Source organism: Shewanella indica, from assembly GCF_002836975.1.
GTDB classification, from domain to species: domain Bacteria; phylum Pseudomonadota; class Gammaproteobacteria; order Enterobacterales; family Shewanellaceae; genus Shewanella; species Shewanella indica.
The window spans coordinates 1-11,599 of record NZ_NIJK01000005.1 but is presented as its reverse complement, the minus strand read 5'-3'; the positions used below and the strand labels follow the sequence as shown (position 1 = coordinate 11,599).

9 protein-coding genes, 3 tRNA genes and 1 pseudogene are annotated in these 11,599 nt (G+C 52.5%); 6 read left to right on the top strand and 7 right to left on the bottom strand.

The genetic code is table 11. The features are described 5' to 3' along the window. Nucleotides 1–180 (top strand): annotated as a pseudogene (locus CX650_RS20210) (hypothetical protein); the annotation flags it as partial. Nucleotides 181–233: 53 nt separating this feature from the next. On the opposite strand, the gene CX650_RS01040 reads toward CX650_RS20210, so the two are convergent. Continuing rightward, nucleotides 234–1,115: a LysR family transcriptional regulator gene (locus CX650_RS01040; protein WP_039033787.1), complete on the bottom strand. Its 882-nt coding sequence runs from the start codon at nucleotides 1,113–1,115 to the stop codon at nucleotides 234–236. Nucleotides 1,116–1,260: 145 nt separating this feature from the next. Between CX650_RS01040 and CX650_RS01035 the strand changes: the two genes are divergently transcribed. Then, nucleotides 1,261–2,523, top strand: a complete 1,263-nt coding sequence (locus tag CX650_RS01035) for an MFS transporter (RefSeq protein ID WP_071239202.1) — start codon at nucleotides 1,261–1,263, stop codon at nucleotides 2,521–2,523. Here CX650_RS01035 and CX650_RS01030 read toward each other — a convergent pair. The 6 genes from CX650_RS01030 to CX650_RS01005 all read right to left on the bottom strand — a co-directional run bounded on the left by CX650_RS01030 (nucleotide 2,502) and on the right by CX650_RS01005 (nucleotide 9,349). After that, nucleotides 2,502–3,869 carry a sigma-54-dependent transcriptional regulator gene (locus tag CX650_RS01030; RefSeq protein WP_101094780.1) on the bottom strand — a complete coding sequence of 456 codons (1,368 nt, stop codon included), beginning with the start codon at nucleotides 3,867–3,869 and terminating at the stop codon, nucleotides 2,502–2,504. The genes CX650_RS01035 and CX650_RS01030 overlap by 22 nt on opposite strands. Then, the gene (locus tag CX650_RS01025) at nucleotides 3,866–5,662 is read right to left on the bottom strand and encodes a sensor histidine kinase (protein WP_101094779.1); all 1,797 of its coding nucleotides are present in this window, start codon (nucleotides 5,660–5,662) and stop codon (nucleotides 3,866–3,868) included. The genes CX650_RS01030 and CX650_RS01025 overlap by 4 nt, the downstream gene beginning before the upstream one ends. An 88-nt stretch (nucleotides 5,663–5,750) precedes the next feature. Further along, nucleotides 5,751–7,148, bottom strand: a complete 1,398-nt coding sequence (locus tag CX650_RS01020) for a TRAP transporter large permease (protein WP_101094778.1) — start codon at nucleotides 7,146–7,148, stop codon at nucleotides 5,751–5,753. Nucleotides 7,149–7,156: 8 nt separating this feature from the next. Further along, nucleotides 7,157–7,795 carry a TRAP transporter small permease gene (locus tag CX650_RS01015; protein ID WP_025012078.1) on the bottom strand — a complete coding sequence of 213 codons (639 nt, stop codon included), beginning with the start codon at nucleotides 7,793–7,795 and terminating at the stop codon, nucleotides 7,157–7,159. Between the two features lie 45 nt (nucleotides 7,796–7,840). Then, complete coding sequence (locus CX650_RS01010; RefSeq protein WP_039033792.1) at nucleotides 7,841–8,860, bottom strand: TRAP transporter substrate-binding protein; 1,020 nt, start codon at nucleotides 8,858–8,860, stop codon at nucleotides 7,841–7,843. A gap of 261 nt (nucleotides 8,861–9,121) precedes the next feature. Then, the gene (locus CX650_RS01005) at nucleotides 9,122–9,349 is read right to left on the bottom strand and encodes a hypothetical protein (RefSeq protein WP_025890110.1); all 228 of its coding nucleotides are present in this window, start codon (nucleotides 9,347–9,349) and stop codon (nucleotides 9,122–9,124) included. 266 nt (nucleotides 9,350–9,615) lie between these two features. Here CX650_RS01005 and gltX point away from each other — a divergent pair, with 266 nt between their 5' ends. The 4 genes from gltX to CX650_RS00985 all read left to right on the top strand — a co-directional run bounded on the left by gltX (nucleotide 9,616) and on the right by CX650_RS00985 (nucleotide 11,470). Next, nucleotides 9,616–11,025 (top strand): glutamate--tRNA ligase, encoded by a 1,410-nt coding sequence (gene gltX / locus CX650_RS01000; RefSeq protein ID WP_071476245.1) that lies wholly within the window; start codon nucleotides 9,616–9,618, stop codon nucleotides 11,023–11,025. 106 nt (nucleotides 11,026–11,131) lie between these two features. Next, nucleotides 11,132–11,207: transfer RNA gene (locus tag CX650_RS00995), tRNA-Ala, on the top strand. A gap of 51 nt (nucleotides 11,208–11,258) precedes the next feature. Next, nucleotides 11,259–11,334 (top strand) — tRNA-Glu (locus tag CX650_RS00990). Nucleotides 11,335–11,394: 60 nt separating this feature from the next. Further along, nucleotides 11,395–11,470, top strand: a tRNA-Glu gene (locus CX650_RS00985). The last annotated feature ends 129 nt before the right edge of the window (nucleotides 11,471–11,599 follow it).

Below are 11,599 nucleotides of genomic sequence, written 5' to 3'. Positions count from 1 at the left end.
AGAATACCATCTTTGCCGGTCAGGTCTTTACCTGCACGCAGAGCTTCAATGGCGGCTTCCATGTCGAATGTAGGTTTGGTCGGCAGCGATCTCCTTGCTGTGCTCGAAAAGCTGAAGCGGGATCCGCAAGTGATGAGAGTCAAGCTGGATAGGGCGGTACTTAAACAAGAGCCTATGTGAGCCGCTGAGATGATCCACTAAAACACAAACAGGCCCGGGTCCCACCGGGCCTGTTACTTATTGGCCAGCAAAAACTCCACAAAGGCCCGGTCGGCCTGGCTTACCGGGCGCTGTTTCTTCCAGGCAATATGCAAGTCGAGATACACTGGCGGTGCGAAGGGCAGGGCGATGATGTCATCTCTTTCATTGACCACCATTTCCAACACGCTGGTGACGGCAAATCCTTGACTTACAATCTGTTTTATTAGGTTTATCAGATTGGTTTCAAAGGCGATCTTAGGTTCGAGTTGCAGCTCTCTGGCTCGGCTCAGCATCCATTCACGATGAAAATAACCGGGTTTGAACATCACCAACTCATGGGCGAAAAACTGCTCCAGCGTTACGGCCTCGTTTGTGGCCAAGGGGTGTTCAGGGCTCGACGCTACCACCATCTGTTCTCTAATTAACAAACAGGACTCGAACTCGGGCTTGAGGTCCTGGGCCGTGATAATCGCTATATCCACCTCTTCCTGTTCCAGCATCCTCAGGGCATCGCGGGTGCCTCCCTCAAACAGCGACAGTTTCAAATCCGGATACTGATGGCGAAAGGCCATCACCCGTGACGGCAGGTAGAATGAGCCCAACATACCGGGCACGGCAATTCGCACTTCGCCCTTTGCCAGCTCGGCCATGGCTCGGATATGGGCTTCTGCCTGATTCAGTTGCTTGAGGATCAATACCGCGTGTTGATGCAGCGCCAGCCCTTCGGCAGTGAGGCGAATGCCGCTTTCCTGGCGACTGCCGCTGCGATTGACCAGAGTGACGCCGAGCGATTGCTCCAGCCGCTTGATACTTTGACTGAGGGCGGGTTGGGCCAAATTCAGCTTCTCTGCCGCCCGGGTAAAACTGCCGTACTTAACCAGGTGATCCAGGTGTTTTAGTTGTCTGATGTCCACGTCACGCCTTATTCTTGCGATAATCCTGAGGAAGTTATTAATCATAACAAAAATTGATAAAATCGATATTATTTATCTATTATTGTTATGCGCCGCCCGGTGCTAATCTTGTTTGGTGAATCCTTTGCTAATTTAAGAGGTCGGAGTGACTAAGGTCAAAGCCGTTGGCCGGCATGCGCGTGATACCCGTTTGATTTGGGCACTGTGCGTGGCATCAGTGGTGGTTTATATCAATCTGTATTTGATGCAAGGGATGCTGCCCTTGATTGCCGAGCATTTTCAGGTAACGGCGGCCAAGTCGACTCTGGTGCTGTCTGTCACCAGCTTTACGCTGGCATTTTCCTTGCTTGGCTATGCCATAGTCTCGGACAGGATTGGCCGTCACAAGCCGATTATTATCAGCCTTTGGGCTTTGGCGCTGTCCAATATCTTGTTGGTATTTGTTAAAGACTTCAATGCGCTGGTGGCGGTTAGGTTGCTTCAGGGGATATTGCTGGCGGCTGTGCCGGCTATCGCCATGGCTTATTTCAAGGAGCAACTCAGACCTGAGACCATGCTCAAAGCCGCAGCGGTTTACATTACCGCCAACAGTTTCGGTGGCATTATCGGTCGGCTGTTTGGCGGGCTGATGTCGCAACATCTATTGTGGCAGGATGCCATGTGGCTGCTGCTGGCGGTGAGTCTGTTTGGGGTGGCATTGGTCAGTTATTTGCTGCCCAATGCCGTCAGCGCTGCCAAGCGAGAACGGTTGCCGAAACAGTGGCGTTTCTGGCGCGGTGGCAGTGAAGACTTACGGGGCTTTGTACATCACCTCAAGGATAGTCAAATGCGACTGGCTTACCTTATTGGTGGGCTGGCATTTATGATGATGGTCAACCAGTACAGCTTTATTCAGTTGCACTTGATGGCACCGCCTTATGATTGGAGCCGGTTTGAGGCGACGCTGATCTTCCTCTGCTATTCGAGCGGTACACTGGCATCGTATTATACCGCCAGGTGGATTGCCCGTTACGGGCAGTTGCCTCTGTTCAGAATTTCTTTGTTGCTGATGTTGTGCGGCAGCCTGCTGACTGTGTTGGATACCCAGGTGTGGATCTGCGTGGGCTTTTTGCTCACCTCCTGCGGTTTCTTTATTACCCACAGTTGCTGTAACTCCTTTGTGGCCATGCGCGCCAGCAGCCACAGGGCCAAGGCCACTTCATTGTATCTGTGCTGCTATTACCTTGGCGCCGCAATGGGAGGCCCTTTTTTGATGCTGTTCTGGCAGCGGGGAGAGTGGCAGGGTGTGGTGATGGGATCCATGGTTTTGCTGTTTTTGACTTCGCTGGCGGTCTGGCGCCTTGGCTGGCGGCAAAAACAGCCGCTCAGCCAGGAGATGGATACGCCTCAGGGGGCATCGTTGAGGTAGTCTTTACGCTCAAGAGCATATTTGCGCATCTTGTCGTAGAGGGTCTTACGCGGTAGCTCCAACTGTTCCATGGTCAGCTTGATGGAGCCCTTGTTGTGCGCCAGGGCTTCTTCAATCAGCAGTCTTTCGAAAAACTCCACCCTTTGAGTCAGTGACATGCCGCTTTGCAGGCTGTCACTGCTGCCTATGGCGCCGGCAAAGGCAGCCTCGGCACCAAGCAGAACATAACGTTCCGCCAGATTTCTCAATTCGCGCACATTGCCGGGCCATTCATGGGTACTGATACGGGCCTGCTGCTCACCGCTAAGGGCAATCAGCGCCTTGTGGTAGCGGGCCGAAGCGATGCGGGCAAAGTGCAGAAACAGCAAGGGAATATCTTCCCGTCGCTCCCTCAGCGGCGGAATGGCTACAGTCACCAGATTGAGACGATAGAAGAGATCTTCGCGAAAGCTGCCCTGGCGGCACAGTTCTTTGAGGTCGACCTTGGTCGCGGCAATCACCCTGATGTCCAGCGCTATGGATTTATTGGAGCCCAGACGCTCGACTCTTCTGTCTTCCAGTACACGCAGCAGCTTGACCTGCAATGCCATAGGTGTGCTCTCAATTTCATCGAGGAACAGGGTGCCGCCGTTGGCGTACTCAAATTTGCCTATCCGGGTCTTGTCGGCGCCGGTAAAGGCTCCTGCTTCTGCACCAAACAGCTCACTCTCTATGATGTTTTCCGGGATAGCACCACAGTTGATGGCGACAAAGTTGGCGCCGTGTCTGGGGCTGTGATCGTGCAGGTAACGGGCAACCAACTCTTTGCCAGTGCCGGTTTCACCCTCGATCAGGATATCGGCCGGAGTATCCAGCACCTGGTGGATGAGATGCCGCATCTGACGGATCCCCGGACTGTTGCCGAGGATCCTGGGACCTGGCAGGCTCTGGGATTCCAGCTCCTGCTTGAGCTTGCGGTTCTCCAGCGTCAGACTGCGTTTTTCCAATGCCCGCTTGACGACGTCCAATATATGTTCATTGTTGAAGGGTTTTTCCAGAAAGTCGTAGGCGCCCTGTTTAACGGCGCTGACCGCCATGGCGATATCGCCAAAGCCGGTGATCAGTATTACCGGCAGATCGGCATCCAGCTGTTTGATTTGCTGCATAACACTGATGCCATCCATGCCGGGCATATTGACATCGGTAATGACTACTCCCATCCAGTCACGGCTGAGGTGGCGCAAGATCTCTTTCGGTTGGGTCGATGCTTTGGCACTGATGCCTTCGAGTTCAAATAATTGGCTCAGCACTGTGCCTATATGGGGTTCGTCGTCCAGGATCAGGACAGTGTATTCTTGTTCGCTCATTGGGTTTCCTCGCCGTGGTACAGAGGCAACAGGATCTGAAATACAGCGCCGCCTTCTGCGGCGTTGGCGACGCTGATGGAGCCCTGCATGGACTCGACAATTCGGCGGGAGATGGAGAGTCCCAGACCCAATCCCTGTCGTTGGCTGGTGGTAAAATAGGGTTCGAAAATTTTCTCCATCTGGCTTTCGTTGACGCCGGGGCCGGAATCTTGAATTCGGATACACAGCATATCTTCTACGCTGATGCTGATGGTCAACAAACGCTCATCGACTCGTTGCATGGCGACTATGGCATTGCTGATAAGGTTCACCAGTACCTGTTGCAGGCGTATTTTATCGCCGTAGAAGCACCAGGGCTTACCCGGGAGCTGCAGTTCGAGCCGGATCCCCTGTTTGTCGATTTCCGGATGCACTATGGTCAGCGCCTCCTGCACGGTTTCATTGATACTGGTGGGCTTGTCCTGGCCCTGGCTCTTACGGGTGAAGCTCTTGAACTGGGCAACTATTTCCGCCAAGCGGTCGGTCAGGCTGATGATGGTGACCAGGTTTTCCTGCGCCTTGTCATGCATGCCCCGACCAAGAAAGGTTTGAGTGTTTTGGGCATAACTGCGCAGCGCCGCCAATGGTTGATTGATTTCATGGTTGATGCTGGCAGACAGACTGCCGATGACAGTCAGCTTGGCAGCCTGGATCAGTTCATCCTGGGTTTGTTTCAGTTGGGTGTTGGCATCTTCCAGCTCCCGGGTACGTTCTTTGACCCTATGTTCCAGCTGGCTCTGGGCTTGGCGCATGCGTCTTAGGTTACGGCGCCGCTCGAGACTGAACAGCAGACCCAATGCCAGCAACAGAAAGATACTGGCGGACAGCAGCATCACAGGGGGCAGTGAACGATACAAAGGGGCAACGGGTGTCAGCACATGCACATACCAGCCTACCTTGATCATTTCATTGCGGGTATCCAGATATTGGGCCCGGCCCTGATCGTTTTCTATCCGATACAGTGCCCTGTGGGGGAGAGTTTCCTGCCGGTAGGGCGGATCTATCCTGAGTTCCTGCAGCTTACGGTCGGCATAACGGCGGCTAAGGGTTATCTGCTGTAACCTTTCCGCAGCCAAGGGTCGCAGAGACCTCAGGCGCCAATTAGCAATACTGGCGAGAAAGATGATTTCATCCTCACCGCTGATGGCCAGTTCATACTGGCCCGCCTTGGCCAGCCCCGTCATCTGCTCTTCAATATCGGCAATATCGACCTTGACCACTATGACACCGAGCACCTTACCCTGATCGTAAATCGGGTAAGAGAAATAAAACCCTCTGGTGTTGGACGAGGTACCGACGGCGTAATAGCTGCCCAGTCTGCCGGCGATGGCTTCTGTGTAGTAGGGGCGAAAGGCATAATTCTGACCGATAAACGAATAGGCTTGTTGCCAGTTACTGGCGGCAATAGCATCCCCTTGGCTATTGAGCAGATAGATATCAGAGGCTTCGGTGACATGCTGTATCTCTTCAAAGTACTTGTTGATTTTGCTGATTTCGCTCTTGTCTGCGCTACTCTTGATTACCCGGGCCAGCATGGGGTTGGTGGACAGCACATGGGGAATACTCTCATAGCGAATGAGTGCGCCTTCAATAAAGCTTATGACTTCGCTGAGCTGTTTGTCTGCCAGGGATTGGTATTGGGTGAATCCCTTATCCAGATGGTACCAGTAGGTCAGTTTGAGGGTAATAAACAGACCCGTCACCAGCATGGTGGTGATAAGCAGGCGCTTTCGGGTCTTGTTGTTGAGCGGCATCTTATTGTCCCGGCGTTATTGCGGTGTAATTCCGGCGTAAGAAATCGGCGAGTCTTAGACTCGCCGATAGCCCTGTTGATTTCAAGGATTAAAAGCCCCGCAGTGAATCCAGATACTCAGGCAGGAACAGAGACACTTGAGGAACATAGGTGATCAGAATAAGGAACCCCAATAACAGCAGCAGCCAAGGCAGGCAAGCGTGGATTACCCAACCTATGCTCTTGCCTGTGATCCCCGAGGTCACAAACAGATTAAGCCCCACCGGCGGCGTCAGCATTCCTATCTCCATATTGACTACCATGATGATCCCAAGGTGAATGGGGTCGATCCCCAACTGGGTGGCGATGGGAAAGAGGATGGGCGCCATGATAAGCAAAATGGCTGATGGCTCCATAAAGTTACCTGCGGCCAGCAACAACAGGTTGACTATGATGAGAAAGCCCCAGGCCGGCAGGCCCATGCCGACTATGTTTTCGGCAATCATGTGAGGGATCCGTTCTGTGGTCAATACATGGGCGAACAGCATGGCGTTGCCTATGATAAACAGCAGCATGATACTGACTTTGGCGCCATCCCTGACGACGGCGCGTATCTCTTTGTCGGCTGGTGTTTTGAGTAATCCCAGCAGGCTGTACCCCAGATTGCGACCTATGGCTTTGACTATTGGCTCACCAGGATTGCGCCAGGCGACATTTTTCAGTGGCCCGATATCGCGATAGCCGAAGACGGCAATGAAATAGGCATAGACGCAAGCGACCGCCGAGGCTTCCGTGGGGCTGGCGACCCCGCCGTAAATGGAACCCAGCACTATGACAATCAGCATCAGGCCACCCAGCGCCTTGGCCGTTGAGATAGAGAGCTTGCGAATGCCGGGGAAGGGCAGGGAAGGTAATCCCTTGATACGGGCCACTATATAGATGGCCAGCATGATCAGCATCCCCGCCAGTAACCCAGGGATCAGCCCGGCCATAAACATCCGCGCTGCGGACACTTCAGTGGCTGCCGAATAAACCAGCATCACAATCGATGGTGGGATTAGTATTCCCAGGGTGCCGGAGGTGGTAATAACCCCGGCGGCAAATTTTTGTGGATATCCGGCGCGGATCATGCCGACGATAACTATCGAGCCGATAGCTGCCACTGTGGCCGGAGAAGAGCCGGAGACGGCGGCAAACAACATACAGGCCATGACCGAGGCCATGGCTAAACCGCCGCGGATATGGCCGACACTGTCCATGGCGAAGTCGATGATCCGCCTGGCGACACCGCCGGTGGAGAGAAAGGCCGAGGACAGAATAAAGAAAGGGATCGCCAGCAAAGTGTAGTGCTCTGAAGTGGACTCATAGAGTTTCAGGGCCACAGAGGCCAGCGAATCGTTGGAAAACAGTAAAATAGTCAGCATGCTGGAGAAACCCAGTGCAATGGCAATGGGCATGCCGAGCAGCATACAAACAAATAAGACGATAAAGAGGGTAGCTATTGTCATGGCGTTACCTACTCATGCTTGGAGTTGTTTTTGTCTTCGCCGGCTTCGTTTTCGTCTGCCAGGTGCATGCTTTCCTTGGCTTCATCGTGGAAGCTGAATCCTTGTGAGCGGTTGGTCAGAATGGCAAAAAACAGTTCAATGAAACGCCAGGTCAACATGGCAAAACCGATAATCAGAATGCTTTGGGAGATCCACAGTGGTACTGCCGGATCTTCCACATCTATGCGCAGGGTTTCCCAGGCAAAATCGGGGTCCAGTTTGGCAACCAGGGCATGGGGGAAGTCGATATCTTCCATGGGTATTCCAATCTGATACATCTGGCTGAGATAATCCCAACTGCCTTTAAGGAACAGGCCGCAATAGATCAAACAGATGACCGCAGCCAGCATGGCGGCGTATTTGCGGCCTGTCCTGGGGAGCTTTTTGACGAAGGCATCGACACCTATATGGGCACCGACTTTAACGCCGTATGACATGCCAAAGAGGACAAACCAACCACAGAGGGTCAATGTCAGCTCCTGCATCCAGAGAAATCCTGTATTGAAAAAGAAGCGGGCAACGACTTCGACAAAGACAAGTACCGTCATCAGGGTGATCAATAAGTTGAGAAAGCCTTCCTCAAAGTAGCCCAAGGCGCGTGAAATCATATTGCTCTCCGCAGAAATTGCGGGGGCCGGAGCCCCCATACTGACTTACTGGTTGGCGGCCACGGCGGCATCTATCACGTCTTTGCCGATTTGGTCTTCAAATTTGGCCCATACCGGCTTCATTGCATCAACCCAGGCCTGGCGTTGCTCAGGGGTGAGCTCAACCACCAAAGAACGTTTGGAGTCGATGATCAACTGGCGGTCCTGGTCATTCTTGTCACCGGCAATTTTGTTGCCGTAGGCAATGGCTTCATCGAGCGCTTCCTTGATGATTTTCCGCTTATCGCCGGGCAAGCTCTTCCAGAAGGTGTTGGAGGTCACCACCATGTAGTCGAGCACACCATGGTTACTTTCGGTGATATGGCTCTGCACCTCGAAGAATTTTTTGGAGTAGATATTGGACCAGGTGTTTTCCTGACCATCTATGGCGCGGGTTTGCAGCAAGGTGAACACCTCGGAGAAGGGCTTTTTAACCGCAGTTGCATCGACGGCGGCAAACTGAGCCGCCAGCACGTCAGAGGCCATGACCCGGAATTTTTTGCCGCTGGCATCCTTGGGCAGCAGCAGTGGCTCATTGGCAGAGAACTGCTTCATACCATTGTGCAGATAACCGAGACCAACAACGCCTTTTCGCTTCATGGAGTTCAGCAGCTTTTGCCCGGCTTCACTCTGTTGGAACTTGTCGACAGCGGCCATGTCTTTGAACAAAAACGGCAGATCGAACAGCTGCAGTTTTTTGGTGTAACGCTCGAACTTGGAAAGTGATGGCGCAACCAACTGCACATCGTTGAGCAGCAGCGCGGCCAGTTCATTGTTGTCTCCGAAGAGTTGTGAGTTGGGGAACACACTGACCTGATATTCACCTGGCAGGCGTTCTTCGACCAAGGCCTTGAATTTCAGTGCCATCTGGCCCTTGGGGGTGTTTTCTGCCACAACGTGGGAAAATTTTATCTCTACCGGTTCTGCCAGAACCGAGAAGCTCGCCAAGGCGCCGGCTAAAGCCGTCACTTTGGCAAGGGTTCTCAGCGGCCGGGTAAAGAGTTTGGATGGATTGAATGCACTCATGATGTGTCCTTTTTATATGCTCTTGAGTTATTGAAAAATACGTACCCCAAAGTCCGTATTTCCAGCGGGAATACAGCCGATTTTCCCTAAGGTCTGTATTGGGTAAGGCAAGTAGCGCGCCAATTTGATTGCTTTTTTGTAACCTATTGGTTGCTAAAGTGTAGTTTATTTGATGTTTGTCACGTCTTTTTGCTGTTTGAGTGAGATCTTGCTCACTCTGTCGTCGGTTATGGGTGGAAAACCGCCTATTGTGATTTTGATTTACTTGGGGGGATCTATGCGCTTGAGGACGGCGTCACTGGGCAGCAGTTCCAGGTGCCCCTGTTCGTCAAAGTACCAGCCGGTAATAAAGCCTTTCTGACGCATGGTCACCAGGTTATGCATCACTTCTCTGGCTTCTTTTTGTGCGGTTTGTTCGTCATAGTCGTTGGTGTGCTTCAAATAGGCCGCAATGCTGGCGAGGGAAGCCGATTGGCTGATTCCTGTCATAGCCTCTGCTCCACAAAAAAGATGCTTCCCTGAAGCGTAGTTGAAAATTTAGTCAGTGTGAAAGAAGCAATGGTATTACGGCCTAGGGTGATGATCTGAGCCTGCCTTGTGCATGTCATGTCACAGCTGAGCAAGTCAGGACCGCAATATCTATCTTGTGACTGTCGGCCAGAGCCCTTTTCCCCTGTAGGGTTAGGCTGCTAGAATATGCGCACTTTTCATTTGCCTGCCTGGCAGGCGTTTATTCTTAAGGTTAGTGTTCAATTATGACCACCAAGACGCGTTTTGCTCCCAGCCCTACCGGCTTTCTTCATGTGGGCGGTGCCCGTACGGCTCTATACTCCTGGTTGCACGCCCGTGCCAATAATGGCGAGTTTGTGCTGCGTATCGAAGATACGGATCTTGAGCGTTCTACTCAGGAGGCGGTTGATGCCATTCTGGAAGGGATGGAATGGTTGGGCCTGAATTGGGACGAAGGTCCTTATTATCAGACCAAACGCTTCGATCGTTACAACGAGATTATTGCTCAGATGCTGAAAGAGGGCACGGCTTACAAGTGTTATTGCTCTCGTGAGCGCATTGAAGCTCTGCGTGAAGAGCAGGCCTCCAAGGGTGAACGTCAGAAGTATGATGGTTGCTGCCGTGATGCCGCTCCCCGTGATACAGATGAACCATATGTAGTACGTTTCAAAAATCCCCAGGAAGGCAGCGTGGTTTTTGATGATCATGTTCGCGGCCGGATTGAAATTGCCAACGAAGAACTGGATGATCTGATCATTGCCCGCAGCGACGGTACACCTACCTATAACTTCTGTGTGGTGGTTGATGACTGGGATATGGGTATCACTTGCGTGGTTCGCGGTGAAGACCATATCAATAACACTCCAAGACAGATCAACATTCTTAAGGCCCTGGGTGCACCTGTTCCTGAGTATGCCCACGTATCCATGATCCTGGGTGACGATGGTGCCAAGCTTTCCAAGCGTCACGGCGCCGTGAGCGTAATGCAGTATCGTGATGACGGTTATTTGCCGGAAGCATTGCTGAACTATCTGGTGCGTTTGGGCTGGTCCCATGGCGATCAGGAGATCTTCTCACTGGAGGAGATGAAGCAGTTCTTCAAATTGGACGATATCAATAAGGCGGCTTCGGCATTCAATACCGAGAAGCTGATTTGGTTGAATCAGCACTATATGAAGTCGCTGGATCCAGAATATGTGGCTGGTTTCCTTGAATGGCATATGCGTGATCAGCAGATAGATACCAGTAATGGCCCGGCCCTGGCTGAAATCGTTACTGCATTGGCAGAGCGCAGCAAGACACTCAAAGAGATGGCTGCTTCCAGCCGCTACTTCTATGAAGACTTCGAGGCGTTTGATGAAGCGCAGGCTAAGAAGCACTTGCGCGGGGTCGCATTGGAGCCCTTGCAACTGGTGCAGCAGAAGTTGGCGGCTTTGCCTGAGTGGACCGTGGAAGCGATTCACAATGCCATTGAGTCAACAGCGGCCGAGCTTGAGGTGGGAATGGGTAAAGTCGGTATGCCTTTGCGGGTTGCCGTAACTGGTGCCGGCCAATCTCCTGCTGTGGATTTAACCTTATTTCTCATTGGGAAAGCTCGTTGCGAGCAAAGAATCTCCAAAGCGGTTGAATTTGTAGCAGCCAGAATAAATTCCTAAAAAAGGCGTTGACACATTTGGGTGTGCTGCATAGAATGCGCCTCGCAGTTGAGACACAGGGCAGCAAGTTGCTGGCAGTACACTCAAATGTAATGAGAGATAGCTTGGGGCTATAGCTCAGCTGGGAGAGCGCTTGCATGGCATGCAAGAGGTCGACGGTTCGATCCCGTCTAGCTCCACCAACTACTCTCAATCAGCTCTTTTTAAGCAGAGTTTAAATGCTTAAGTCCGGGGTCCCCTTCGTCTAGAGGCCTAGGACACCGCCCTTTCACGGCGGTAACAGGGGTTCGAATCCCCTAGGGGATGCCAATTTTGCAGTGTTTAGTAAAACCTGTACTCTTATCACAGAGTCTAAAGCGTGAGTCCGGGGTCCCCTTCGTCTAGAGGCCTAGGACACCGCCCTTTCACGGCGGTAACAGGGGTTCGAATCCCCTAGGGGATGCCAATTTTGCAGTGTTTAGTAAAACCTGTACTCTTATCACAGAGTCTAAAGCGTGAGTCCGGGGTCCCCTTCGTCTAGAGGCCTAGGACACCGCCCTTTCACGGCGGTAACAGGGGTTCGAATCCCCTAGGG

Bases quoted from the DNA above. Each gene is read 5' to 3' on its own strand.
- CX650_RS01025 (WP_101094779.1), bottom strand. From the start codon at position 5,662: ATGCCGCTCAACAACAAGACCCGAAAGCGCCTGCTTATCACCACCATG.
- gltX (WP_071476245.1), top strand. From the start codon at position 9,616: ATGACCACCAAGACGCGTTTTGCTCCCAGCCCTACCGGCTTTCTTCAT.
- CX650_RS01020 (WP_101094778.1), bottom strand. From the start codon at position 7,148: ATGACAATAGCTACCCTCTTTATCGTCTTATTTGTTTGTATGCTGCTC.
- CX650_RS01005 (WP_025890110.1), bottom strand. From the start codon at position 9,349: ATGACAGGAATCAGCCAATCGGCTTCCCTCGCCAGCATTGCGGCCTAT.
- CX650_RS01030 (WP_101094780.1), bottom strand. From the start codon at position 3,869: ATGAGCGAACAAGAATACACTGTCCTGATCCTGGACGACGAACCCCAT.
- CX650_RS01010 (WP_039033792.1), bottom strand. From the start codon at position 8,860: ATGAGTGCATTCAATCCATCCAAACTCTTTACCCGGCCGCTGAGAACC.
- CX650_RS01015 (WP_025012078.1), bottom strand. From the start codon at position 7,795: ATGATTTCACGCGCCTTGGGCTACTTTGAGGAAGGCTTTCTCAACTTA.